Genomic DNA, 24083 nt, shown 5'->3' with positions numbered 1-24083 from the left:
TTTAGGACGGCCAACCGAGTCTAGCCACTCCCCCTGACAGGCAACCCGGCCCCACATGGGGACAGGATCTCGACCGAACATTCCATCCTGGCCGACCCGCACAGGTGAGTCCTACGGGCCCGTTCGCGGCCACGCGGCAAAATTACGGCACGTAGCGGCGGAGACGGCGAGCGGCGAACTCACGGAAGTACGACAATTTCTCCGGCGGCACGATCGACGGCAGCAGGAAGAACCACATGCGTTCCATCCGCGCGGCCATCTGATCCATCGAATCGGTGCCGACGGCGATGATGTGCACGCCCGCGGTCATCTCCTGCAGTAGCACCCCGATCACCTCGGGATCGAGCTCGGGCTCCAGATCGCCCTGGGTGATGGCGCGTTCGGAGAGCACGCGGTAGGTGTCGCCCCACGTCTTGGCGATGTTGTCGCCCTGGGCGCCGCGGTAGTCACCGATCTGGTGGGTCAGCTTGAGCATCGCGCCGACCATCGGGTCGTTCATCGATAGGTCCGCGACCACATAGGTGATCCCGATGCACGCTTCGAGCGCGGGCACCCGGGGATCGAAGAAACCCTGGCACGAACTGACCAGGCGCTCGTTGCCCTGGTCGACCACGGCGCGCGCTAGCTCTTCCTTCGAACCGAAGTGAAAGTACAAGGCGCCCTTGGTCACGTTCGACTGCGCGATGATCTCGCTCAGGCTCGCATTCGCATATCCCAAGCGCAGAAAGACATCGGCAGCGCCCGCAAGGACGGAATCGCGGGTGATCTCCGCGCGCGCTTGCCTAGCCATCAGATCCGCCTGTCATCCCTAAAACCAGCCATCCTGAAGTAGACCGACATCACGAACAAGACCGACTTACCGCCCGAACAGCACCCAGAGGATGCGTGAACCGTACCACCAGGTGGGCGCCCGCCAATCAATTCGAGCATTCGATCGGACCTCCGTCGCAATTTGCTGGTTACCAACCCGGTCTTGCACCGAACAATCCCGGTTACCCCAACCGTGTCAATCACCCTTGTCAGTGCGCCATTCCGAGCTCAACTGCGGATCGGCCTCCAGGTTGCTGAGCCCATTCCAGCAGAGGTTCACCAGATGTGCCGCGACAACCTCTTTCGACGGTTTGCGCTCATCCAGCCACCAGGTTGCCGCGGTGGAAACCATGCCGACCAATGCCTGCGCGTACATCGGCGCGAGACTGGTATCGAAGCCTCTGCGCTCGAAATCCCCGGCAAGGAGGTGGGATACCTGATTGACCGCTTCGTTGAGCAGACTCGAGTAACGCCCATCGGTGGTCGTCGCAGGCTGATCGCGGAGCAGGATTCGGAAGCCGTCGGTGCGCTCGTCGATATAGGTCAGCAGCGCGAGCGCGACCTGCTCGAGTCGGATCCGCGACCGGTTCTGGGTCAGCGAGGAGGTGATCATGTCGAGCAGCATCGACATCTCCCGGTCGACGACGACCGCGTACAGACCTTCCTTGCCGCCGAAGTGTTCGTACACCACGGGTTTGGAGACCTGGGCCCGCTGCGCGATCTCCTCGATCGAGGTCGCGTCGTACCCGCGTTCGGCGAACAGTGCGCGACCGATCTCGATCAACTGCTGCCGCCGCTGCGTGCCCGTCATCCGGGGCCGGGGCACGCGAGGCTCACCCGAAGACATCGCTCCCGCCTCCCTTGCGCACGACCATAAGTTGGCAACAACTGTTCCAGACAGCCCCACTGCACCACGAGTCACCCCGGGCAGCGCCGATCGATCGGCACTGCGCCGACGCCGAACCAAACATCCGACGACCGGCAAAAAGACGCCGGGAGACGGGGAGCATTCGCCCGAGAGCGCAACAGTATGCGAGGATCTTCATCGTGCTCGAGCACAGCGGCGGGTTCACCCATCCGCCGGTGTGATAATCCGCCGTAGTGTAATGGCAGCACCTCTGATTTTGGTTCAGATAGTTCAGGTTCGAGTCCTGGCGGCGGAGCTCACCGGCACGATGGCCTATCGTTGGCCCCGCACGTTGGCCAGCACGATGACAGGCAGCCGAGGGAGATCCATGCCACAGCAGACCGCCGTCGTCGTTCTCGCAGCTGGTGCCGGGACGCGGATGCGGTCGAAGACCCCTAAAGTGCTGCATTCGCTCGCCGGTCGAAGCATGCTCGCACACGCGCTGCATGCGGCTAACGAGATCGACCCCGCGTTTCTCATCACCGTGGTTGGACACGACCGCGAACAAGTCGGCGCCGCGGTCGGCGCCGTCGCCGCCGATCTCGGCCGCGAGATCATTACCGCAATCCAAGAACAACAGCTCGGCACCGGACACGCCGTGCAATGCGCGCTGCAGGCGCTGCCCGAAGATTTCACCGGCGACCTGCTCGTCACCTCAGCCGATGTGCCGCTGCTCGACGGGCACACCCTGTCCGCGCTGCTCGATGAGCACCGCAGCTATGCCGAACGCTCCGCGGTCACGGTGCTGACCTTCGTGCCCGACGACCCGAACGGCTACGGCCGCATCGTCCGCAATGCCAACGGTCAGGTCACCGAGATCGTCGAACATGCCGACGCCACACCGGAACAGAGCGCGATCAACGAGGTCAACTCCGGTGTGTACACCTTCGACGCCGCAGTGCTTCGCACCATGATCGGCCGACTGTCCACCGCCAACGCCCAGCATGAGCTGTACCTCACCGATGTGCTGCGATTGGCCCGCGAAGCCGGACATCCGGTGCACGGCGCCCGGCTCATCGACGCGGCGAAGGTCACCGGCGTCAACGATCGGGTGCAGCTGTCGGACGCCGCGCGCACGCTCAACCGCTACATCTTGGAGCGGCATATGCGGGCCGGGGTGACCATCGTCGATCCCGCGACCACCTGGGTCGACGCGAACGTGAAGATCGCGCGGGACGCGGTGATCCGGCCGGGGGTGCAGCTGCTCGGCGGCACCGACATCGGCGAGGACGCCGAGATCGGACCGGACACCACCTTGACCGATGTGGTCGTCGGCGTCGGCGCTCGCGTCGTGCGGACCCACGGCGACCAGGCCATGATCGGCCCGGGCGCGACTATCGGCCCCTTCAGTTACCTGCGACCCGGCACCGTGGTCGGGGAGTCCGGCAAGCTCGGCGCATTCGTCGAAACCAAGAACGCCACGATCGGCGCGCATTCGAAAGTACCGCACCTCACCTATGTCGGCGATGCCACCATCGGCGAACACAGCAACATCGGTGCGTCGAGCGTTTTCGTGAATTACGACGGAGTGAAGAAGCATCACACCACTGTCGGATCGCATGTGCGCACCGGGAGCGACACCATGTTCGTCGCACCGGTCACCGTGGGTGACGGCGCGTATACGGCGGCGGGTACTGTACTGCGCAGAAGCGTTCCACCGGGGGCTCTCGCGGTGTCAGGTGGACCACAGCGCAATATCGAAAACTGGGTCCAGCGGTACCGTCCCGGAACTGCTGCGGCGCACGCGGCGGCGGAAGCCATCGCGGCCAACGAGATGTCGAGTCAGGCAATCGAGCAAAAGGATGGCAAACAGCAGTGACCGCGTCATGGACCGACAATCAGAAGAACCTGATGCTCTTCTCTGGGCGCGCGCATCCTGAGCTGGCCGAGCAGGTCGCCAAAGAGCTCGACGTACACGTCACCCCACAGACCGCGCGCGACTTCGCCAACGGCGAGATCTTCGTCCGCTTCGAGGAGTCGGTCCGCGGATCCGATGCGTTTGTCCTGCAAAGCTTTCCGGCGCCGCTTAACCAGTGGCTCATGGAGCAGCTCATCATGATCGATGCGCTCAAGCGTGGTTCGGCCAAGCGGATCACCGCGGTGCTGCCGTTCTACCCGTACGCCCGCCAGGACAAGAAGCACCGCGGCCGTGAGCCCATCTCCGCCCGCCTGGTTGCCGACCTGCTGAAGACCGCAGGCGCCGACCGCATCATCACCGTCGACCTGCACACCGATCAGATCCAGGGCTTCTTCGACGGGCCCGTCGATCACATGCATGCGCAGCTGCAGCTCGCCGAGTACGTGCGCAACAACTACAGCCTCGAGCACATCACCGTGGTCTCCCCCGACTCCGGTCGCGTGCGCGTCGCCGAGAAGTGGGCCGACTCGCTCGGTGGCTCGCCGCTGGCGTTCATCCACAAGACCCGCGACCCGCTGGTGCCCAACCAGGTCAAGTCCAACCGGGTCGTCGGTGAGGTCGAGGGCCGCACCTGCATCCTGATCGACGACATGATCGACACCGGTGGCACCATCGCGGGCGCGGTCAAGGTCCTCAAGGAAGCCGGCGCGGGCGACGTCGTTATCGCCGCCACGCACGGCGTGCTGAGCGATCCTGCCGCCGAGCGCCTCGCGAACTGCGGTGCCAAAGAGGTCGTCGTCACCAACACGCTGCCGATCAGCGAGGACAAGAAGTTCCCGCAGCTGACCGTCCTCTCCATCGCGCCGCTGCTGGCCCGCACCATCCGTGAGGTCTTCGAAAACGGTTCCGTCACCGGCCTTTTCAACGGCAACGCCTGAGACATTGCCCCGGAAACGGCGGCCGGGACCACGGGTCCCGGCCGCCGTTTCGCGTCGGTGGTCCGCGGCTGCGATTACCGTTCGCCGTGTCGGGTCCCATTTGCAGGATGGGCGCCGGAGGATACTGGTCGTATGGACCGTGAATCGCTGGACACCGACATGGGGGACGACAAGCAGGCGAACGAGATCAGGGAGTACGAGCGCAATATCGAGGATCCACCCGCCGACCTGCTGATTTGTAACCATGAGAACGACGACGCCGGCCGCCTCGGCATCGCCGACGAGCTCGAGCAGGAGTGGACGCCAGACAGTCAGGCCACCGAGGACGCCGAAGCCGACGAACGTCCCGCGGAGGTCGCCGCCATGGTGATCATCGACGATTCCGAGGTATGACACCGTTGCCTGCCGAGTAAAAAGGCCCGACGCGTCCGGGGAATCGGAACGCGTGACCGTGCGAGGGCCGGCTCCACCGTGGTACCCCGCAGAGCGCGACCGGACACACACGAGGAGGGCGTCATGACTACTCCGCAGCATCCCGACAACAATGACAAGCCGGCCGCGCCGACCGGCAGCGCGCCCCGACCGCCCGAAGACGAAGCGCCCCCGGCGCAACCCGGCAGCGCGCCCCAGCCCACTGGCAGCGCGCCCCAGCCCACTGGCGATGCGCCACAGCCCACCGGCGATGCGCCACAGCCGCCGGATGCCGGATCACCGTCGCTCGCCAAAGAGCCTGAGCCGCTGCAACCTTCAGGCACGGAGTGGGCAACCCCCGCGGCCGGCGGGCCGGACAACTACCCGCAGACCGGAGCCCCGCAGGAATCGCGCTACGGCGGGTTCCCCGCCTACACCCAGCAGCCGTATCAGGAGTACGGTGCCGCGCCCCAACGATCCGGCGCTCAGATCTATTCGATCATCGCCTTCGTCTGCGCGGCGCTCTCGCTGCTGTTCTGCCCCATCCTGTTCGGCCCAGCGGGCATCATTCTCGGCGTCATCGGTCGCAACAAGGGCGAATCCCTCGGCAAGGTCGCCGTCATCGTCGCCGCGGTCGCCATGGTCATCGGAATCGTCGTGAGCTACATCGTGCTGGCCGGCGACGCACTCCCCGACCAGAGCTGACCGGGGAACCCACCGGGTAGATTTTTCTCCATGAGCGGATTCGGTGGGTTCCCCCTGGCGGGATTGGACTTCTACGAGGACCTCGCATCAGATACGCATTGTCCAAGAGCTGGTCATCGCACGCTAGGTTGATCTCATGAGCGGATTCACCGGCTTCCCGCTGGCGGCACTCGACCTGTATGAAGATCTCGAGGCCGACAATTCGAAGGCCTTCTGGAATGCGCACAAGGACGTCTACGAACAGTCGGTGAAAGCGCCGATGGTCGCACTCGCCGCGGAACTGGAGCCGGACTTCGGCACCGCGAAGATCTTCCGCCCGTACCGCGACGTCCGCTTCTCGAAGGACAAATCGCCGTACAAGACCGCGCAGGGCGCGGTGGCAGGCGTCGCACCGGGTACCGGGTGGTACGTGCAGATCAGCGCGGCCGGGTTGTTCATCGGCGGCGGCTTCTATTCGGGCTCCCCCGCCCAGGTCGCCCAACTGCGCGCCACCATCGCCGACGAGGTGCGCGGCGCCGAGCTGGAGGCCATCCTCGCGAAGCTGACCAAAGCGGGGTACACGATCGGCGGGGACAAGCTCAAAACCAAGCCGAAAGGCTACGAAGCGGACCATCCCCGCATCGATCTGCTGCGCCACAAATCCCTCACCTGCAGTAAAGAATTCGGCGCACCGCCATGGCTCGACAAGCCTAGGGCCGCGAAGGAGATTCGCGCCGCGTGGGAAGGGATGCGTCCCCTCATCGAATGGCTTGCGGCCGTCGTGGGATGAGCCCGGCTCAGTGCCGGGGCGGCAGCGGGATTCTCGCCAGGTCTTCCGCGACAACGATCGGGCCGGTGAAATGCCGTGCGGCTTCGGCGAAATGCTCGTCAAGATCCCGGTATCGCTGGGAGAAGTGCGTCAGCACGAGCGTGCGCACGCCCGCTGCCGCGGCCACCCTGGCCGCTTGTCCTGCGGTGAGGTGCCCGTACTCCTCGGCGAGGCCGGCATCGGCGTCCAGGAATGTCGCCTCGATCACCAGCATGTCCACCTCGGCGGCCAGCTCGTGGACGCCCGCGCAGAGCCGAGTGTCCATCACGAACGCAAAACTCTGCCCCCTCCGCGGCGCACTGACTTCGGCCAAAGTGATTGTGCGCCCGCCCCATTCGATCGAACCCTGTCGCTGCAACTGCCCGACGATCGGTCCGCGCAGCCCGATGGCACGGAGTCGATCCGGCAGCATACGGACACCGTCGGGTTCGGTGATCCGGTAGCCGAAGGCCTCGACCGGATGCGACAGCGGCACCGTGGCCAGGGTGAAAGGCGCGCCGGAGGCGGCCAACGAGCCCGGCCCGGTGATCGGATGCCTGCGCAGCTCGACCGTGTGATGGAAGGCGGTGGCATTACTGAGCCGATCGAGATACTGCTCGCCGGAGGCGGGGTAGTACACGTCGACCGGATGTGGGACTCGGTCCAGATTGATCCGCTGGATCACCCCGGGCAGGCCGAGGCAGTGGTCGCCGTGGAAGTGGGTCACCGCGATGCGGGTGATATCGGTGACCGAAACCCCCGCGTACGCCATCTGCCGCTGCGTGCCCTCGCCGGGATCGAAGAGCAGGCCCTCCTTGCCCCATCTGAGCAGGTACCCGTTGTGGTTGCGCTGTTTGGTCGGCACCTGGCTCGCGGTGCCGAGGACGACGAGTTCGCGTGGTGACATGGGTGCTCAGAGCGCTGCGACGGCGGCCACGAAACGGTCCAGCTCCTCGAAGCTGACGAAGCAGTGCGGGGAGGCACGGACCACCGACGCCAGACCACGCGCGGTCATATCCAACAGCGTAGAGGAGGCGTGACTGACCGTCACCGTAATTTCTTGTGCCGCAAGATGATCGCGGACCTCGACGGAGTCGATACCGTCGACGGTGAAGGAGACGATGCCGTTGTGCCTGATGCCGATGTCACGGACGGTGACGCCGTCGATCTCCGGCAGCGACTTGCGCAAGTACGCCGCGCGGGCCGCGATGGCGGCGTAGACGTCGTCGGGGCCGAGGTCGAGCAGGTACTGCACGGCGGCGCCCAAGCCGAGGCGGGCCGCGACATCGCATTCCCAGAATTCGAATCGCCTCGCATCGGGGGCGAGGGTGTAGGTGTCGGGCGCCGTCCACCCTGCGCTGTGCAGGTCGAGACGTTGGGGCACCATCGACGTGGCCAATTCCGGGCGCAGGTATAGAAATCCGGTGCCGCGCGGTCCGCGCAGCCACTTGCGGCCGGTCACCGAGAGCGCGTCGACGCCGAGTTCGACCACATCGATCGGGAGCTGCCCTGCGGACTGGCAGGCATCCAGCAACACCAAGGCGCCGACCGTATGCGCGATCCTGGTGGCCTCGGCGGCCGGGTTGACCAGTCCGCCGTTGGTCGGCACGTGCAACAGCGAGACCAGCTTGACGCGCTCGTCCATCATGGCCGCGAGGGCGTCGAGATCGAGCTGGCCACTGCTGTCGCTGGGGATGTGCTGCACGGTTGCCCCGGTCGCCTCCGCGCGCTGTAATGCCGCGATGGCGTTGCTCGCGTAGTCGGCGCCGGAGATCAGGATGCGATCGCCGGGCGAGAGCGGCACCGAGTAGAAGAAATCAGCCCAGGAGCGGGTGGCGCTGTCGCTGAGCGCGATGCTGACCGGGTCGGCGTTGATGAGCCTGCCGATCACGGTTTTCACGCCGGCGAGATCGTCGAGACGTTCGTTTGCTGCACGGTAGCCACCGATCTCGGCTTCGCGACGCAGGTGATCGACGACGGTGTCGGTGACAGTCCGCGGTGGCAGTGACGATCCCGCGCTGTCGAGGAAAACCAACCCGGTTCCCGAACTCGACGAGATGCCTGGAGTGTCGTCCCGTACGCGATGGTCGTCCAGCATGCCGACGACCATATCCGGTCAGGAGTTCGAAATCTTGTCGCTTTTTTGTCGGTCTCGCTCGCTACCCTGGTTTGAGCCGGCGTACGCGGAATGCAACAGGCTGTCGCAGCGATACACCAGCTAAGGCGGACACGAACCCGCCGACCAGGGCGCTCGGACGGACCTACCCGTCCGGCCGCCGACGGACTCATCAGCGGAGGTTGGCATGGCGGTCACGCTGGAACATCCGGAATCGGTCAGCGCCATCCAGGACGGGGATCTGTCCTCGCGGGTCGCGGCCGAGGCCTATGTGGGGGGCGTCTGTTTCAAATTGGGACCACCGACGCTGATCGGCGCCGAACTCGAGTGGCTCACTGTGCAGGGTGAGTGTTCGACGTCAGGCCGATCGGCCGCTCCCCGCCCGCAACTGGCTGCACTCGCAGCTGCTCTCGGACCCTATGCACCGAGGTCCATCGCCCCCGATTCACCGGCGCTCTCACTGCCGGGGGGCAGCCGGGTCACCATCGAACCCGGCGGTCAGATCGAACTCTCCAGCGCCCCGTTCGCCGCTGCCGCGCAGCTGTGCGAGGGATTGCGCATCGACTCCCGGATGTTGCGGGATCTTCTCGAATCACGATCCATCCGCACTGTCTCCGGCGCCGCCGACGCAGACCGCCGCCCCAAACGGGTGTTGCAGCTGCCGCGCTATCGCGCCATGGAGCAGTCCTTCGGCGGTATCGGCCCCTTCGGCAAACTCATGATGTGCAATACCGCCGCCACCCAGGTCAGCGTCGATGCGGGCGCCGATCGCACGGAGGTCACGGCCCGCTGGACGGCGCTGTACACGATCGGTCCCGCACTGCTTGCCGCATTCGCCTGTTCGCCCGCACTGCGTGGTGCGCCAGTGGGCGATTGGGCCTCGCAGCGGATGCGCACCTGGTTGCGACTCGACCACGCGCGCACCCGCCCACCGGTGGAGGCCTGGCCGGATCCGGTTGCCGACTACGGCAGGTGGGCGCTGGACGTGCCGCTGCTGTGCGTGCGCAGGCCGGACCCGGCGCACGATGGCGATGCCGCCGCGAAGGAAGCAGGCGACAACGGGCACGATCCCGGTTGGTCCGCACCGCCGGGGGCTTCGTTCGCCGATTGGCTTTCCGGCGCGCTGGACGACGAGGTGGGTCGCCGCCCTGATATCGGAGATCTCGACTACCACCTGACCACGCTGTTCCCGCCGGTACGCGCGGCGGGGCACCTCGAGGTCCGCTACCTCGACGCCCAGCCCGACGACGACTGGATGGTCCCGATCCATGTGGTCGACGCGCTCATGTCGACCCCTGCCGCGGTGGCCGAGGCGACCGCGGTGGCCGCGCCGCTCGCCGGACAGTGGCTGCACGCGGCGCGATGCGGCCTGGCCGACCCGCAGATCCGGTCGGTAGCTGTCGAGCTGTTGACCCTCGCCGAGGCTTATGCGGCCACACCGGACGCGGCCCGCGAGATCGCCGGAGCGCTCCGGCGATGTCGTGGTGGTCGGACTCCGACCGACGAGGCCGTCGCCGACGGCGCAGGAGGAGGGTCGTGATCACGGTTGCGCGCGTTGGAGTTTCCCACGCGGGCAACCGATTACCCGCCGACGTGCCGACGACACCAACGGCCGCGCGGGGAAAGGTCGCGCGCAGCGGCCGAATCAGCTCGTCGGCCGACCATGACCAACTGTGGAGAGCAGTCTCGTGACCATTCATCACCCGAGCACCGACAACACCGAGACCGAACGGCTCCGGGACCAGATCGCCGAAGTTCTGACCCGGGCGCGCGACCGCACCCTCACCCTCACCGACAGCCTCGACGAGACCGAGCTGATCGCCCAGCATTCCCGGCTGATGAGCCCGCTGGTGTGGGACCTCGCGCACATCGGCAACCAGGAGGAGCTGTGGCTGGTGCGCGATGTCGGCGGACGTGAGCCGGTGCGCGCCGACATCGATGAGCTCTACGACGCCTTCAAGCACGCGCGCGCCAACCGGCCCGAGCTGCCGCTGCTGGACCCGACACAGGCCAGAGGGTATGTCGGCACTGTGCGCGACAGGGTGTGGGAGGTGCTGGACCGCAGCGCATTACGCGGCAGGGAGCTCGTCGACGGCGGTTTTGCCTTCGGCATGATCGCCCAGCACGAGCAACAGCACGACGAGACCATGCTGGCCACCCATCAGCTGCGAACCGGGCCCGCCGTGTTGTCCGCGCCCGCAGCGCCGACGGTGACCACCCCGGTCAGCGGCGAAGTGATCATTCCCGCAGGGGAATTCACCATGGGTACTTCGACCGAGCCGTGGGCCCTGGACAACGAGCGCCCCGCGCACCGAGTGCAGGTGCCCGCCTTTGCCATCGACGCCGCGCCGGTGACCAACGCGCAGTACCTGGCCTTCGTCGGTGACGGCGGCTACGACCGACCCGAGCTCTGGTCGGAGCGCGGCTGGGCGCATCGTCAGCAGGCCGGGCTCGTCGCGCCGCAGTTCTGGGAGCGCGATCCGGCCGGGCAGTGGTGGCGCCGGGTTTTCGGCGTGCCGACACCGCTGCGTCTGCATCAGCCGGTGCTGCACGTGTGCTGGTTCGAGGCCGAGGCCTACGCCAACTGGGCGGGCAAGCGCCTGCCCACCGAAGCCGAATGGGAGAAGGCGGCCCGCGTCGATCCGGCCACCGGGGAGTCGCGCCGCTACCCGTGGGGTAATGCCGAACCCGATTCCAGCACCGCGAATCTCGGGCAGCGGCATCTGGAGCCCGCCGATGTCGGCGCGTACCCGGCGGGTGCGTCCCCGGCCGGCGTGCACCAACTCATCGGTGATGTCTGGGAGTGGACCGCTTCCGGCTTCGATCCGTACCCGGGCTTCCGTGCCTTTCCGTATGCGGAGTACTCGGATGTCTTCTTCGGTGGTGACTATCGAGTGCTGCGCGGCGGGTCGTTCGGCACCGATCCCGTTGCCTGCCGCAGCACTTTCCGTAACTGGGACCATCCGATCCGGCGGCAGATCTTCTCCGGCTTCCGGCTGGCCCGCGACCTTCGACAGGGTGAAGGCGAATGAGCACTACGGCAGCGGCAGGCCACGATCGCCACGGCGGCCGGGATGCAGTGCTCGGCATCGGCTTTCATCGTTGCTACCCGCGAGCCGCCGATGTGTAGGCAGCTCGGTTACCTCGGCCCGCAGGTGCGGGTGGGTGACATGCTCACGCTCGGAACACATTCACTGCGCACCCAGGCGTGGGCGCCGAAGGACATGCGTCGTGGCGGCACGATCAACGCCGACGGGTTCGGTGTCTCCTGGTGGCGCGACGGCGAAGACTCGGTGACGGTCAGCCGCTACCGCAATTCGGCGCCGATCTGGACCGACCCGGCCGTCGAAGAGGTGCTGCCGCAACTGGAATCGTGGGCGGTGCTTGCCGCGGTACGCTCGGCCACCGTCGGCATGCCGATCGAGCGGAGCGCCTGCGCGCCGTTCACCCACGGCCGCTGGGCATTCAGCCACAACGGCATGGTGCCGGATTGGCGGCGCACGCTCGCCGCGGTTGCCGCGGAATTCGACAGCACCGCAACCGAACTCGGCGCCGGGCTGTTCACGCCGACCCGGTTGCTCGAAGCGGAATCGGCCACCGATTCGGCAACGCTCTGGGTGATTCTGCGCGGCCTGCTCGCCACCGGCGCGCCCGACGGCGAGTGGGGGGCCGCGCCCGCCGCACTGAGGCTGCTGGTCTCCGCCGTGCTCGCCCACGCCCCGCAATCGCGGCTGAACTTCCTGCTCGGCGATGGCGCCCAACTGTGGGCGACCACCTGGCATCACTCGCTGTCGGCGCTGGTCACCGATGACTTCGCCATCCTCTCCTCCGAACCGTTCGATGACGACCCCCGCTGGCAGCCGATCCCCGATCGGAGCCTGGTCACCGCACGGCCCGGCGTGCTGTCGGTCGATCCGCTTCCCTCCGCACCCGCGTCACCCGAGAACGACGCGATACCGAAAGGCACTCCGCTATGACTGCACCGACGCTGGAGATCTACCTATCCGACGACGACCTCACCTCGGCGTTGCGGGCGGATGCCAGGCTCGGGCTCACCGCGGACCCGAAGTGGTTGCCACCCAAGTGGTTCTACGACGCCTGCGGCAGCGAACTGTTCGAGCAGATCACCGAACTGCCGGAGTACTACCCGACGCGCACCGAACGCGCATTGCTGCAACAGGTTGTCGGCGAGATCGCGCGCACCGCGCAGGCCGAGGTCCTCGTCGAGTTGGGCGCCGGTTCGGCAGCCAAAACTCGGCTGCTGCTCTCCGCGCTCACCAGCGAGGGGCCGCTGAAGACCTATGTCCCGCAGGATGTCTCGTCCTCGGCGCTGCGCGCGGCCGCCGACGAGATCGCGGCGGAATTCCCCGGTCTCGCCGTCCACGGCGTGGTCAGCGATTTCACCGACACCCTGCACAACCTGCCCGGCGGCGGCCGCCGCATGATCGCCTTCCTCGGTGGCACCATCGGCAATCTCGTCCCGGCCGAACGCGCCGAGTTCCTTGCGAGCATCCACGACGTGCTGGAACCCGGTGAACAACTGCTGCTCGGCGCCGGCCTGGTCATCGACCCCGCCGTCCTCGTCCCCGCCTACGACGATGCCGCAGGGGTCACTGCGGAGTTCAACCGAAATGTCCTGCATGTTCTCAACAACCGGCTCGACGCCGACTTCGAACCCGACAAGTTCGAGCACATTGCCCTCTGGGATGCCGAGAACGAATGGATCGAAATGCGCCTGGAGGCAGTCGAGGACATGACCGTCGGGGTCCGCGCTCTCGACCTGACCGTCGAATTCGCCCGCGGTGAGCAGCTACGCACCGAGATCTCCGCCAAGTTCCGTATCAATGGGCTCGACGCCGAACTGACGGCAGCAGGTTTCCGCACCGAACACGTCTGGACCGACCCGGACAACCGTTTCGCGCTGGTACTCGCAGCCAGAATATGACCGGTTGCCTCTCGTTCAGGCGACGTGCAATTCGATCACCCGGGCGACCAGTGCCCGCACATCGATAGCCGGACCGACCAGTCGAAGGCTGCGGTTGGCTTGCAGCGCCGCGATGCCGTGCAGATTGGTCCACAGCGCAATCGCCCGCTCCCCCGGCGGACCGGAGTCGGTGTCCGCCGGGGTCGCCTCGTGGACGAGCGCGGCGAACCGCCGGAACAGCGGCAGCGTCGTCGAGCGCAGGTTCTCGCCGGAGCCCTCGAGCAGATCGTGGCGGAACATCAGGGTGAACATCTCGGGCCGCAGTCCCGCGAACTCGACATATGCCGCGCCCATGCGCTCCAGGTGCTCGCGTGCCGTCGCCGCACCCGCCTCGACCACATCGAACCATTCGATGAGATCCGCGAAGCCACGGGCGGCGATGGCGGCCAGCAAGGCATTGTGGGTGGGGAAGTGCCTGCGCGGCGCACCGTGTGACACCCCTGCCGCCCTGGTGATCGCGCGCAGCCCGAGCCGGCCCGCGCCGACTTCCTCCAACAGCTCGACACCGGCACCGACCAGCCGTTCCCGCAGTGACTCGTTTCCGACCATGGCGACATTGTCGCAGCGTCGAGTAGACACTGTCTACTCCGTGCTGTAGACAGTGTCTACAAACAACTTTCTCGGAGGCTCTTTTGTGGTACCGGCTGTTCAAGTACGTGTTGCTAGGCCCGCTGTTGCGGTTACTCGGCAGACCCGAAGTGGAAGGGTTGCAGCATGTTCCGAAAGAGGGACCGGTCATCATCGCGGCCAACCACCTGGCCGTGATCGACTCGCTATACCTGGCGCTGGTCATACCGCGGCGAGTCACCTTCCTGGCCAAGCAGGAGTACTTCACCGGCACCGGGGTGAAGGGACGCTTCCAGCGCTGGTTCTTTACCGCGTCAGGCCAGGTGCCGGTGGACCGGACCGGCGGCACCGCGGCCGCGGACGCTCTCGCCGCCGCCACGAAGATCCTGCGGTCGGGCGGCGTCTGGGCGATCCACCCCGAAGGCACCCGCTCCCCCGACGGCCGGATCTACCGCGGCCGAACAGGTGCGCTGCGCGTCGCCATGGCGACGGGCGCTCCGGTGATCCCGGTGGTGTTGTCCGGCACCGACAAGGTGAACCCGCGCGGCAGCCGGTTCTGGCGCTTCGCCAAGGTCCGCATCGATGTGGGCGCACCGCGCTACTACCCGCCGATCGTGCTGCACACCGAGGTGCCCATCGAGCGCGTTCGTGCCGCAACCGATCTGTTGATGCGGGAGCTCGCCGCGCGGTCGGGCCGCCACTACGTCGACCGCTACGCGGCCACCTTCGGCAGCAGGCAGTAGCCGGAATTACCAGAACAGATCGGCCGGCGAATCGAAAAGAGGGTTAACGCCGGGCCGAAATGGCGGGATAGTGGAGACAGGCCGGAAAACGGCTGCAGTGTGCTCGGGCGAGGCGGATCCGGCCACTGCGTTCGTGATGAGGGAGTTGGACGTTGAGCAGGTTCACCGACGAGATGTACGCGACGGCCAACACCTCCACCCACGGGCTTGTCACCGGAGAACCCGACGCCCCGCGACGCCAGACCTGGGGCGAAATCCATCAGATCGCACGCCGCATGGCGGGTGCACTTGCCGAAGCCGGGATCGGACATAGCGACGCCGTCGGCGTGCTCGCCGGCCTGCCAGTCGATATCGCACCCGCATGCCAGGCCATCTGGATGCGGGGCGCGTCGATCACCATGTTGCATCAGCCGACCCCGCGCACCGATCTGATGATGTGGGCTCGTGACACCGAGACCGTGCTCACCATGATCGAGGCGCGGGCCGTGGTGCTCGGCGCTCCCTTCGAGGCCGCGGAGCCGCTGCTGCGCGAGCGCGGCATCACGGTGGTGCGCATCGATCAGCTGCACAACGGCAAGGACACCGATCCGGTGCCCACCACCGAATCCGATATCGCGTTGCAGCAGTTGACTTCCGGGTCGACCGGATCGCCCAAAGCGGTGCAGATCACGCACGGAAACTTCTTCGTCAACGCGTACGCCATGTTCGATCGGGTGAAGTTCCAGCTCGACGACGATGTGATGATCAGCTGGCTGCCCCTGTTCCACGATATGGGCATGGTCGGATTCCTCAGCGTCCCGATGCAATTCGGCGCCGAGGTGGTGTGCGTGACGCCGCTGGACTTCCTGATGCGGCCCCTGCTGTGGGCGGAGCTGATCGACAAATACCGCGGCACCGTCACGGCGGCACCGAATTTCGCGTACTCCCTGCTGGCTCGCCGGCTGAAGCAGGCGGAGGCGGGATCACTCGATCTCAGCAGCGTCCGCTACATGTGGAACGGTGCGGAGCCGGTCGATCCCGACACCATGGACGCGCTTGCCGCGGCCGGACAACGCTTCGGGCTCAACCCGATGGCACTGACCCCCGTCTACGGCATGGCCGAAACCACCCTGGCCGTCTCGGTCCCGGACCCGGGCCACGGCCAGGTGCTCGACATTGTCGACGCCGACCTGCTCGAGGCGCTCGGTAAGGCGGTGCCGGTGCACGACGACCATACGCACCAGGGCAATGTCCGCAGACTGCCGACGCTGGGCTACCTGGTCGACAACCTGGAGGGCCGGGTAGTCGACGCCGAACGCCAGCCGCTGCCGACCCGATCGGTAGGCGTCATCGAATTGCGCGGCCCGGCGGTTACTGCCGGCTATATCACCGTCAACGGCTTCCGCTCCGCACAGGACGACGAGGGCTGGCTCGACACCGGCGACATCGGCTACTTCACCGAAGAGGGCCTTGTCGTGGTCTGTGGCCGCATCAAGGACGTCATCATCATGGGCGGTCGCAATATTTACCCCACCGACATCGAGCGCGCTGCGATGCACGTCACCGGCGTCCGGCCGGGCAATGCGGTCGCCGTCCGTCTCGACGCCGGTGAGAAACGCGAAAGCTTCGCGGTGGTGGTGGAGAGCAACGACCACCAGAACGCCGACGAGGTCAAACGCATCGAACACGAGATCGTGCATGCGGTCTTCACCGAGGTCGGCGTCCGCCCTCGCACCGTCACGGTGCTCGGTCCGGGTGCGCTTCCCAAGACCTCCTCGGGCAAACTCCGCCGCTCCGCCACCGCCATCCACCTGCACTGAACATCAGCATGCACGGCGCAGCGATAAATGCCTGCCACGGCCGTCGTCTCGGCACCGCCCCCACCGAGGTCCTCGCCTTCGGCAAGGGCGAGGACGACCCCCTGACGCGCTATCGCTTTCCCCGCTGATCTGGCGACATGCCTTGTACCCGTAGAGAATTGGTGCCGCGAGCGGGCGTTCAGTGCAGCTGGTTCTGTGCCGTCTCCAGCCCGACGCGCAGCAGTAGCTCGACCGCGTCGGCGGTCTGCTCGACGATCACCGGAACTTCCTTGCGCTCAGGGGCCGAGAACGGCTTGAGCACATAATCCGCAGGATCCTGACGACCGGGCGGACGGCCGATGCCGAACCGAACCCGCAGGTAGTCCTTCGTGGTCAGGGCGCTGGACACGGAGCGAAGACCATTGTGGCCGCCCTCGCCGCCACCGCGCTTGAGTCGCACGGCGCCGAAGGGGAGATCGAGTTCGTCGTGGATGACGATCACCTCGGTGAGCGGCACGGAGAAGAAGCGGGCCAGTGCGGCGACCGGGCGACCGGACAAGTTCATGAACGATCGAGGTTTGGCGATCAGCACCTGACGACCGTCGAGGCGGGCCTGCAGTAGATCCGCGCCCGACTTCTTGTGCACGGCAAAACGGCCGCCGACGCGCTCCGCGAGCACGTCGGCGACCATGAAGCCGACATTGTGCCGGGTGCGCTCGTATTCGGGACCTGGATTACCCAGTCCGACTACGAGCGCGGGCCCGGTCGTGGATTCGGTCATGAAGTAACCGACCCGTTGGAGTTCTTACTCGGCGCTCTCGGCAGCACCCTCGGCGGCAGCCGCAGCGGCCTCCTCGGTCTCCTGCGCGGAGGCCGGGGCGGCGATGATGTTGACGATCAGGGCTTCCGGATCGCCGGCCAGGGTGACGCCGCTCGGCAGCTCGATGCCACCGGCGGTGATCTGGGTGCCCGCCTCGATGCCTTCGATCGACACCTCGATGGACTCGGGGAGCTTGGTGGCGTCGGCCTCGATGGAGAGGGTGGTGCTCTCCTGGGTGATCAGGGTGGCCGAGGCGGCCTCGCCGGTCAGCACGATCTGCACATCGGCGGTGACACGCTCACCGCGCTTGATGATCAGCAGGTCGGCGTGCTCGATGTAACGGCGAATCGGGTGCACGACAACGGATTTGGTCAGCGCGAGCTGCTTCTTGCCGTCGATGACGAGGTTCAGCAGCGCGTTGGTGCCGTGCTCACGCAGGATGGCGGCGAAGTCGCGTGCGTTGAGGGAAAGGTGCTGCGGTTCGGCGGCGTGGCCGTACAGCACGGCGGGGACGTTGCCGGAACGACGGGTGCGGCGGGCGGCGCCCTTGCCGAACTCCGTACGAACGGCGGCTTCGAGAACGTTGGCGTCGGACATGACTGGATCTACTCCCTACGGCTCTTCCGGGCTTGGTCAACAGTGCTCACCAGGGACTGTTTCCGCCCTGGCTCTAAGTTGGTCAACTCGTCGGGCGAAGACCGAACGAGGACGGCCGGAAGCCGAGCCGCGTCGATCACGGTGAGCGCAAAGGTCTGCGGTCACCCTCGCCGAGACAACCCGAACACCATAGCGCAATGGTCATGCGCGAGGTGAATCGGGTGGTTACTGCGCGTCGAGCAATGGTCATACCGGTCGCGTACGCTGGAGCGGTTGCCGATCGGACGTTTGCGAAAGGTTGTTGAAGTTGACCGCCTCCACTGAGGGTGTCGTCGCGCCCACGCCGCGCGGGCTGCCCGCCGAGGTTGCCCGGCGCCGCACCTTCGCGGTGATCTCCCACCCCGACGCGGGCAAGTCGACGCTCACCGAGGCGCTCGCACTGCACGCCAAGATGATCTCCGAAGCGGGCGCGATCCACGGCAAGGCCGGACGCCGCTCGACGGTCTCGGACTGGATGGAGATGGAGAAGGCCCGTGGCATCTCGGTCTCCTCGACCGCGCTGCAGTTCAATTACCGCGCCGCGGGCTCCGATGTCGACAACGTGATCAACCTGGTCGACACCCCCGGTCACTCGGACTTCTCGGAGGACACCTACCGGGTACTCACCGCCGTCGACGCCGCGGTCATGCTCATCGACGCCGCGAAAGGCCTGGAACCACAGACACTGAAGCTCTTCCAGGTGTGCCGCCACCGCGGTATCCCGGTGATCACCGTCATCAACAAGTGGGACCGGCCGGGCCAGGCACCGCTGGAACTGCTCGACGAGATCCACGAACGAATCGGCCTCACGCCTACCCCGCTGTTCCTGCCCGTCGGCATCGCAGGTGACTTCCGCGGCCTGCTGCGCCGCGGTCCCGACGGCGCCGCGGTCGAATATATCCACTTCACCCGCACCGCCGGCGGCGCGACCATCGCGCCGGAGGAATCGCTGACACCGGAATCCGCCGAAGCGCGCGAGGGCGAAGCCTGGACCACGGCCGCCGAGGAGAGCGAATTGCTCTCGGCCACCGGACAGGACCACGATCAGGAACTGTTCCTCGCCGGTCAGACCTCACCGGTCATCTACGCCTCGGCGATGTTGAACTTCGGTGTCCGGCAGCTGCTGGAGGCACTGGTGGCGCTCGCGCCCGCGCCCGGCTCGCGTCCCGATGTGGCGGGTACGGCGCGCACCACCACCGACCCGTTCAGTGCTGTGGTGTTCAAGGTGCAGGCGGGCATGGACGCGGCGCACCGCGACCGGCTGGCGTTCATGCGGATCGTCTCGGGCGAGTTCGAGCGCGGCATGGTGGTCACGCATGCACAGACCGGCAGGCCCTTCGCGACGAAGTACGCGTTGACCGTGTTCGGCCGCGAGCGTTCCACCGTCGACACCGCCTACCCCGGCGACGTGGTCGGCTTGGTCAACGCGACCGCGCTGGCGCCGGGACACACGTTGTTCGTGGACAAGAAAGTGGAGTTCCCGCCGATCCCGTCGTTCGCGCCGGAGCACTTCGCGGTGCTGCGCGCGGAGAGCGCGGGCAAGTACAAGCAGTTCCGCAAGGCCATCGACCAGCTCGACTCCGAGGGCGTGGTGCAGGTACTGCGCAACGACATCCGCGGCGACGCTTCCCCCGTGCTCGCGGCCGTCGGTCCGATGCAGTTCGAGGTGGTCACCGCCAGGATGATGGCAGAATTCAATGTGGAGACCAGGATGGAAAACCTGGCCTACACCTTGGCGCGGCGCACCGACGCCGAGTCGGCGCCCGAGCTGAGCCGTCAGCGCGGGGTGGAGGTCTTCACCCGCAGCGACGGCGCGCTACTTGCGTTGTTCAGCGATAAGTGGCGGCTGCAGTACATCGAGAAGGAACACCCGAGCCTCACGCTGGAACCGCTGGTCGCCGCCGCCGACTGAGTCACCCGGCGTCCGGCTCCCGCCGCAACGGGGTGGTTGGTTCTCGTTCGACCGAGGCGAAGCTGCCGTCTTCCTGGGCGATGAGGCCCCAGCGGCTGGAGGTCAGGCGCAGGCTCGGGAGGTCGCTCAGCGAGAGGACCACCTCATAGGTGCGCTCGTAGCCGGTGTGCGAAATGCGCCAGTTGCCATCGCCGCAGCGCACGTAACTGTCGGTGTAGAACGCCGCGCCGCGCAGCAGCATATTGTGCGCCGGGATGAGCACGGTGTCGGCGAGATACCAAGTACCGGTGGCGGCGTCACCGTCGACGTCGATCTCCGGATGATCGCATCTGTGCTCGGTGATGACGTGCGGACCGAGGGTGTTGCGCATAAAGGCAAGGAACGCATCGCGGGACTCGAACTGCAGGTATTCGCTGTAGGTCGCCGTTGCCTCCGGCACCATGGTGTCGGCGAATTCTTCCCACGATTTGGTGTCGAGGGCGCGCAGGTATCGGAACTTCAACCGGCCGATGGCGGACACAGCATCCTGATCCATACCTCAAACAATCCCATTCGAAGCGGCCGTACTGCGGGATTTGCGAGATTTGTATCAGATTGCTATGACGGGGCCGCCCGATTCGGAAAGCCGGGGGTGTCGAAGATCAACTTCCGATCGTGAAGCAGGTGCGGCAGAAGTCCTCGCCGAACTCGGTCAGACGCAGACTTTTGCGCACGATCTTCGGTGCCCTGCCCGCCTTTTTCAGCGCCGCCTCGACCTCGGGCTGCACTTCCAGCACCATGTAGCGGCTGAGCACCACCGGATCGTCCGAGGTCAGCGTCAGCCCGAGCCGGTTGAGGTTGATCAGATAGGTGCGCGACCGATCGGGGTAGCGGACGCCGGCCTGCTCCGGCACCGAGGTCAGATCACCGGTCACCAGCTCCGAGCCGATGCCCAGCGGCCGATTGGTCCGCACATCGACCGAGGGCTGCGGACCGTTCAACGCCATGAAGCGCAGAATGCGCGCCTCGTCCGGAGCCAGCTCGTCGAGAATGCGGTCGTAGGCCGGATGGACGTCCTCGGAGAAGTAGACATCCGCCGAGCGGGCCAGCAGCGCGTCACCGCGGCGGCGCAGGTCCTCGATGGAGGCCGAATGCAGCGGCGCGCCGAGGCCGATCGCCTGCTGTGCGGCCGGGCCATTGGAAGTCGGCACATAGCTGACGATTTCGCGCACCGAGCCCTCGGTGACACCGAGCGCGCTGCGGGCGATAGACCGCAGTGCATTGCCGGTCCGCTCGGCGATATCGGCCGAGGACTCTCCCTCCAGCGCGGCCTGCGTTATCTCCTTGGTCACCTCGTAGGAGGTGTTCACCGCCCACTGACTACCACGCACCACAGTGCCCGCCGCCAGCCCTGCCGCCCGGAACACACCGCGGATCAGCCGTGCCTCATTGCTGATCTGCCGCTGTTCGACATCCGAGCTGCGCTCGACCGCGCGGGAACCGGCCTGGGCCACGTCCTGTCCGGTCCTGTCGTCTGCCACGTCCTACTCCGATGTATTGCCTAGTGAACGAATACGCCCACAGATTATTGCCCGACAGCGTTCCAGGTATGCCCAACTCGCCAGCCGTGTGGCTTCCGCTCACAACTCCTGCCGTTCACGACCGGCCCCGCGCCGACGCAAACCCCAAGCACCCGTACCTGTGGTGAGTGGGATGTGGTTGGTCGTCATTGTCTCCGCTCCGGATGGGCAGTACGACATTCTGGACATGCACTGTGACTGATGTCTCAGACAATCCGGCGTGGCCCGCCACACTCGATGTTGGCCGCATTCCGTACTTCACAGTAGGGTCCAGTCGCCGACAGGGTGCTACTTTGAGTTCCCGGTGAAGCGGCGATCACCGGTTTATCGGCAGGAGGGTGTCGTGTTAGAGAGTGTGTTCCACCCAACCATTGCGCTGGAACTGATTACGATTCCGCTCTTCACCGGCATCATCGGCTACATCACCAACTGGACCGGTGTCCTGATGCTGTTCCGCCCTATCGCCTTTCACGGCATTCGGTTACCCGGACTGCGTGCGTTATACCCGTACCTGCCCAAGCGAATTCAGGTACTGCCGTTGCTGAGCTACGACGGCCGAATCGGCTGGCAGGGCATCGTGCCGTCGCGTGCGGACAAGATGGCGAGCATTGCCGTCGACAAAGGGCTCGCGAAACTGGGCAGCGTCGCCGACTTCTATCGAGAGATTGAACCGGATGCCCTCGCCGAACATTTGACTACTATCGCGGAAACGCAAATCCACGACATCGTCGAGGAAATCTTGCGCCGCGAACATCCCCAGTTCTGGTACAACCTGCCGACCCAGGTACGCGACATGGTGCACGACCGGGTCCGTCAGCAACTGCCCGAAATCCTGCGCAACCTCACCGACGAACTCGGCGCGAATATCGATCAGCTGCTCGATGTGAAACAGATGGTCATCCGCTACTTCCAGGCCCGGCCGCAGCTGCTCAATCAGCTGTTCCAGGTGCTCGGCGCCAAAGAGTTGCGGTTCATGATCAACTTCGGCTTCTACTTCGGCGCGCCGATGGGCGCCGTGCTCGTCGCGATCCTGCACGTGACCGGATGGTCCACGCTCGCGGTGCTGCCGATCGGCGGCGTCGTCATCGGCTGGGTGGTCAACTGGGTCGGCATCAATATGATCTTCGCGCCCGCCTACCCGAAGTGGTGGTGCCCGTGGCGGCAAGGCCTGCTGATCAAGCGGCAGTCCGAAATCACCGCGGGCTACGCGGAATTGGTCTCCAGCCAGGTCATGACCGTTGCCAATATCGGCGACGAACTCCTCAACGGTCCGCGCTCGGACCGCACGATGCAGATGCTGGAGGACACCCTGCGCCCGGCCGCCGACCGGGCGCTCGGACCGGCGAAGTCGGCGGTCAAGTTCGTGCTCGGCAGCCGCGAGTACAACGCGCTGCAGTCGACGCTCACCGCAGAGGCCATGAACATCGCCCCGATCGCGTTCGCCGATCCGGAGTTCAACGTCCGGCAGGGCAAGCAGATCAACGAGTACATCGCCAAGCAAATGTCCGCCCTATCGCCCACCGATCTGGTCGACATGCTGCGATCGGCGATCAAACAGGACGAATGGCTGCTTTTCCTCCATGGCGGTGTGCTCGGCCTGTTTGCCGGATACGCTCATATCCTGATCTTCGGGACAGGAGTGGCAACAGCATGGTGGTGAGGGAACCCGGTGACGACGGCGACGATATGCAGGCCGTCGAGCCTCTAGAGCCGGCCGCGCCGTCGAAGGAGATCGCGCGACGGCCCGTCACCGAAATCCAGTTTGCGGACGAATCACCAACGCGCGGAAGACAATCCGGCGTGCGCAAGACCGTGCGTGCGGCGACCGGCGTTGCGCGGGTCGCGGTGACCGCAGCCACCGAGGTCGCCGCGTGGAGCTTCGACACCGCACTCGGCGTCGGCGCGACGGTCGTGCGCGGCAGCGTCGCCGGTGTGCCACCACGGGAGGTCCTCGCGGAGGCAGAGGCCGAAGTGCGCGACGCGGTGCGCCGGGCGCTGCGCCTGCCCGCCACGCCGGAGCCGCCCGACCCCGCCGCGCTGCCCACCTTGCGCGAACAGGGCGCCGCGCTGCTGCGATTGTCGGCGAGCACGCAGGGGGAGCACAGCGACAGCCACCCGGCCTTCGCCAGGATGCTGGCGGACCTGACCCCCGACGAGGCACGCATCCTGCGTTTCCTGCACCTCGACGGGCCGCAGCCCTCGATCGATATCCGCACCGGCCGCCCGCGTGGCCTCGGCGCCGAACGAATCATGTCCGGACTCAACCTGATCGGCGAACACGCGGGACTGCGCTTCCCGAACCGCATTCAGCAATACCTGCCCAACCTGCGCAGGCTCGGCCTGATCGAGTTCGTCAAGGAACCGGTCGGCAACGCGAATCGCTACCAGCTCCTCGAAGCACAGTCCCCCGTGCGCGAGGTGCTCAAACGGTCCGGATTCGGCACCAAGGTGCACTACCGCAGCATCGCACTCACCGGCTTCGGCGCCGACTTCGTACAAACCTGCCTACCGGTCGTCGTCCAGGACGGCCGCGCCGCAGGCACCAGCTGACC

At 66.2% G+C, this 24083-nt stretch carries 23 protein-coding genes and 1 tRNA gene; 15 read left to right on the top strand and 9 right to left on the bottom strand.

Annotated features, from left to right (window positions below; all coding sequences use genetic code 11):
- Positions 1-142: 142 nt before the first annotated feature.
- Both ACLMAL_RS06555 and ACLMAL_RS06550 read right to left on the bottom strand, forming a co-directional pair.
- Entirely contained in the window at positions 143-790 is a 648-nt protein-coding gene (locus ACLMAL_RS06555; protein WP_328406083.1) for a TetR/AcrR family transcriptional regulator, read from the bottom strand.
- 216 nt (positions 791-1006) lie between these two features.
- Positions 1007-1621, bottom strand: a complete 615-nt coding sequence (locus ACLMAL_RS06550; protein WP_328413402.1) for a TetR/AcrR family transcriptional regulator — start codon at positions 1619-1621, stop codon at positions 1007-1009.
- Between the two features lie 281 nt (positions 1622-1902).
- Between ACLMAL_RS06550 and ACLMAL_RS06545 the strand changes: the two genes are divergently transcribed.
- The 6 genes from ACLMAL_RS06545 to ACLMAL_RS06520 all read left to right on the top strand — a co-directional run bounded on the left by ACLMAL_RS06545 (position 1903) and on the right by ACLMAL_RS06520 (position 6398).
- Positions 1903-1973, top strand: a tRNA-Gln gene (locus ACLMAL_RS06545).
- A gap of 72 nt (positions 1974-2045) precedes the next feature.
- A complete protein-coding gene (glmU, locus tag ACLMAL_RS06540; protein ID WP_411998251.1) occupies positions 2046-3536 on the top strand; it encodes a bifunctional UDP-N-acetylglucosamine diphosphorylase/glucosamine-1-phosphate N-acetyltransferase GlmU in 1491 nt (496 codons plus the stop codon).
- A complete protein-coding gene (locus ACLMAL_RS06535; protein ID WP_366526999.1) occupies positions 3533-4513 on the top strand; it encodes a ribose-phosphate diphosphokinase in 981 nt (326 codons plus the stop codon). Before glmU ends, ACLMAL_RS06535 begins: the two co-directional genes overlap by 4 nt.
- Before the next feature lie 132 nt (positions 4514-4645).
- Positions 4646-4906: a hypothetical protein gene (locus ACLMAL_RS06530; protein ID WP_411998250.1), complete on the top strand. Its 261-nt coding sequence runs from the start codon at positions 4646-4648 to the stop codon at positions 4904-4906.
- Positions 4907-5029: 123 nt separating this feature from the next.
- Positions 5030-5629 carry a hypothetical protein gene (locus tag ACLMAL_RS06525; protein WP_411998249.1) on the top strand — a complete coding sequence of 200 codons (600 nt, stop codon included), beginning with the start codon at positions 5030-5032 and terminating at the stop codon, positions 5627-5629.
- Between the two features lie 136 nt (positions 5630-5765).
- A complete protein-coding gene (locus tag ACLMAL_RS06520; protein WP_411998248.1) occupies positions 5766-6398 on the top strand; it encodes a DUF2461 domain-containing protein in 633 nt (210 codons plus the stop codon).
- A 7-nt stretch (positions 6399-6405) separates the two neighbouring features.
- Here the strand turns inward: ACLMAL_RS06520 and ACLMAL_RS06515 are convergent, their stop codons facing one another.
- Together ACLMAL_RS06515 and ACLMAL_RS06510 are read right to left on the bottom strand one after the other, a co-directional pair.
- Entirely contained in the window at positions 6406-7323 is a 918-nt protein-coding gene (locus ACLMAL_RS06515; protein ID WP_411998247.1) for a ribonuclease Z, read from the bottom strand.
- A 6-nt stretch (positions 7324-7329) separates the two neighbouring features.
- Positions 7330-8514: an aminotransferase class V-fold PLP-dependent enzyme gene (locus ACLMAL_RS06510; RefSeq protein ID WP_411998246.1), complete on the bottom strand. Its 1185-nt coding sequence runs from the start codon at positions 8512-8514 to the stop codon at positions 7330-7332.
- A 205-nt stretch (positions 8515-8719) separates the two neighbouring features.
- On the opposite strand from ACLMAL_RS06510, the gene egtA reads away from it, so the two are divergent.
- From egtA to egtD, 4 genes are all read left to right on the top strand, one after another.
- Positions 8720-10072, top strand: a complete 1353-nt coding sequence (egtA, locus tag ACLMAL_RS06505; RefSeq protein ID WP_411998245.1) for an ergothioneine biosynthesis glutamate--cysteine ligase EgtA — start codon at positions 8720-8722, stop codon at positions 10070-10072.
- A gap of 148 nt (positions 10073-10220) precedes the next feature.
- Complete coding sequence (egtB, locus tag ACLMAL_RS06500; RefSeq protein WP_411998244.1) at positions 10221-11564, top strand: ergothioneine biosynthesis protein EgtB; 1344 nt, start codon at positions 10221-10223, stop codon at positions 11562-11564.
- A gap of 90 nt (positions 11565-11654) precedes the next feature.
- Positions 11655-12509 (top strand): ergothioneine biosynthesis protein EgtC, encoded by an 855-nt coding sequence (egtC, locus tag ACLMAL_RS06495; RefSeq protein WP_411998243.1) that lies wholly within the window; start codon positions 11655-11657, stop codon positions 12507-12509.
- Entirely contained in the window at positions 12506-13477 is a 972-nt protein-coding gene (gene egtD / locus ACLMAL_RS06490) for an L-histidine N(alpha)-methyltransferase (RefSeq protein ID WP_411998242.1), read from the top strand. Before egtC ends, egtD begins: the two co-directional genes overlap by 4 nt.
- A gap of 15 nt (positions 13478-13492) precedes the next feature.
- Here egtD and ACLMAL_RS06485 read toward each other — a convergent pair whose 3' ends face one another.
- A complete protein-coding gene (locus ACLMAL_RS06485) occupies positions 13493-14065 on the bottom strand; it encodes a TetR/AcrR family transcriptional regulator (protein ID WP_328406107.1) in 573 nt (190 codons plus the stop codon).
- Positions 14066-14148: 83 nt separating this feature from the next.
- Here ACLMAL_RS06485 and ACLMAL_RS06480 point away from each other — a divergent pair, with 83 nt between their 5' ends.
- Both ACLMAL_RS06480 and ACLMAL_RS06475 read left to right on the top strand, forming a co-directional pair.
- Positions 14149-14826, top strand: a complete 678-nt coding sequence (locus ACLMAL_RS06480) for a lysophospholipid acyltransferase family protein (RefSeq protein ID WP_411998241.1) — start codon at positions 14149-14151, stop codon at positions 14824-14826.
- A 152-nt stretch (positions 14827-14978) separates the two neighbouring features.
- Positions 14979-16625 carry a fatty acyl-AMP ligase gene (locus tag ACLMAL_RS06475; RefSeq protein ID WP_411998240.1) on the top strand — a complete coding sequence of 549 codons (1647 nt, stop codon included), beginning with the start codon at positions 14979-14981 and terminating at the stop codon, positions 16623-16625.
- 178 nt (positions 16626-16803) lie between these two features.
- Here ACLMAL_RS06475 and pth read toward each other — a convergent pair whose 3' ends face one another.
- Together pth and ACLMAL_RS06465 are read right to left on the bottom strand one after the other, a co-directional pair.
- On the bottom strand, positions 16804-17385 hold the full coding sequence (gene pth, locus ACLMAL_RS06470; protein WP_366526988.1) for an aminoacyl-tRNA hydrolase: 582 nt from the start codon (positions 17383-17385) through the stop codon (positions 16804-16806).
- Between the two features lie 24 nt (positions 17386-17409).
- Entirely contained in the window at positions 17410-18021 is a 612-nt protein-coding gene (locus tag ACLMAL_RS06465) for a 50S ribosomal protein L25/general stress protein Ctc (protein ID WP_411998239.1), read from the bottom strand.
- Positions 18022-18328: 307 nt separating this feature from the next.
- Between ACLMAL_RS06465 and ACLMAL_RS06460 the strand changes: the two genes are divergently transcribed.
- Positions 18329-19972 (top strand): peptide chain release factor 3, encoded by a 1644-nt coding sequence (locus ACLMAL_RS06460; RefSeq protein WP_411998238.1) that lies wholly within the window; start codon positions 18329-18331, stop codon positions 19970-19972.
- 1 nt (position 19973) lies between these two features.
- Here the strand turns inward: ACLMAL_RS06460 and ACLMAL_RS06455 are convergent, their stop codons facing one another.
- Positions 19974-20507 carry a nuclear transport factor 2 family protein gene (locus ACLMAL_RS06455; protein ID WP_411998237.1) on the bottom strand — a complete coding sequence of 178 codons (534 nt, stop codon included), beginning with the start codon at positions 20505-20507 and terminating at the stop codon, positions 19974-19976.
- 106 nt (positions 20508-20613) lie between these two features.
- Positions 20614-21492, bottom strand: coding sequence for an Abi-alpha family protein (locus ACLMAL_RS06450; protein ID WP_411998236.1), 879 nt, complete (start codon positions 21490-21492; stop codon positions 20614-20616).
- A 382-nt stretch (positions 21493-21874) separates the two neighbouring features.
- Here ACLMAL_RS06450 and ACLMAL_RS06445 point away from each other — a divergent pair, with 382 nt between their 5' ends.
- Positions 21875-23191 carry a hypothetical protein gene (locus tag ACLMAL_RS06445; RefSeq protein ID WP_411998235.1) on the top strand — a complete coding sequence of 439 codons (1317 nt, stop codon included), beginning with the start codon at positions 21875-21877 and terminating at the stop codon, positions 23189-23191.
- On the top strand, positions 23182-24081 hold the full coding sequence (locus tag ACLMAL_RS06440; protein WP_411998234.1) for an Abi-alpha family protein: 900 nt from the start codon (positions 23182-23184) through the stop codon (positions 24079-24081). The genes ACLMAL_RS06445 and ACLMAL_RS06440 overlap by 10 nt, the downstream gene beginning before the upstream one ends.
- The last annotated feature ends 2 nt before the right edge of the window (positions 24082-24083 follow it).

Source organism: Nocardia sp. CWNU-33 (assembly GCF_046764895.1).
GTDB lineage: Bacteria > Actinomycetota > Actinomycetes > Mycobacteriales > Mycobacteriaceae > Nocardia.
The sequence above is the reverse complement of the archived record's forward strand: the minus strand, read 5'-3'. Positions and strand labels throughout refer to the sequence as shown.

What these genes read in the sequence shown, in the direction of transcription:
- glmU (WP_411998251.1), top strand. Translation starts at nt 2,046, where the DNA reads ATGCCACAGCAGACCGCCGTCGTCGTTCTCGCAGCTGGTGCCGGGACG.
- ACLMAL_RS06550 (WP_328413402.1), bottom strand. Translation starts at nt 1,621, where the DNA reads ATGACGGGCACGCAGCGGCGGCAGCAGTTGATCGAGATCGGTCGCGCA.
- ACLMAL_RS06555 (WP_328406083.1), bottom strand. Translation starts at nt 790, where the DNA reads ATGGCTAGGCAAGCGCGCGCGGAGATCACCCGCGATTCCGTCCTTGCG.
- ACLMAL_RS06465 (WP_411998239.1), bottom strand. Translation starts at nt 18,021, where the DNA reads ATGTCCGACGCCAACGTTCTCGAAGCCGCCGTTCGTACGGAGTTCGGC.
- ACLMAL_RS06530 (WP_411998250.1), top strand. Translation starts at nt 4,646, where the DNA reads ATGGACCGTGAATCGCTGGACACCGACATGGGGGACGACAAGCAGGCG.
- ACLMAL_RS06515 (WP_411998247.1), bottom strand. Translation starts at nt 7,323, where the DNA reads ATGTCACCACGCGAACTCGTCGTCCTCGGCACCGCGAGCCAGGTGCCG.
- egtD (WP_411998242.1), top strand. Translation starts at nt 12,506, where the DNA reads ATGACTGCACCGACGCTGGAGATCTACCTATCCGACGACGACCTCACC.
- ACLMAL_RS06455 (WP_411998237.1), bottom strand. Translation starts at nt 20,507, where the DNA reads ATGGATCAGGATGCTGTGTCCGCCATCGGCCGGTTGAAGTTCCGATAC.
- ACLMAL_RS06485 (WP_328406107.1), bottom strand. Translation starts at nt 14,065, where the DNA reads ATGGTCGGAAACGAGTCACTGCGGGAACGGCTGGTCGGTGCCGGTGTC.
- egtC (WP_411998243.1), top strand. Translation starts at nt 11,655, where the DNA reads ATGTGTAGGCAGCTCGGTTACCTCGGCCCGCAGGTGCGGGTGGGTGAC.
- ACLMAL_RS06525 (WP_411998249.1), top strand. Translation starts at nt 5,030, where the DNA reads ATGACTACTCCGCAGCATCCCGACAACAATGACAAGCCGGCCGCGCCG.
- ACLMAL_RS06520 (WP_411998248.1), top strand. Translation starts at nt 5,766, where the DNA reads ATGAGCGGATTCACCGGCTTCCCGCTGGCGGCACTCGACCTGTATGAA.
- ACLMAL_RS06510 (WP_411998246.1), bottom strand. Translation starts at nt 8,514, where the DNA reads ATGCTGGACGACCATCGCGTACGGGACGACACTCCAGGCATCTCGTCG.
- pth (WP_366526988.1), bottom strand. Translation starts at nt 17,385, where the DNA reads ATGACCGAATCCACGACCGGGCCCGCGCTCGTAGTCGGACTGGGTAAT.
- egtA (WP_411998245.1), top strand. Translation starts at nt 8,720, where the DNA reads ATGGCGGTCACGCTGGAACATCCGGAATCGGTCAGCGCCATCCAGGAC.
- ACLMAL_RS06440 (WP_411998234.1), top strand. Translation starts at nt 23,182, where the DNA reads ATGGTGGTGAGGGAACCCGGTGACGACGGCGACGATATGCAGGCCGTC.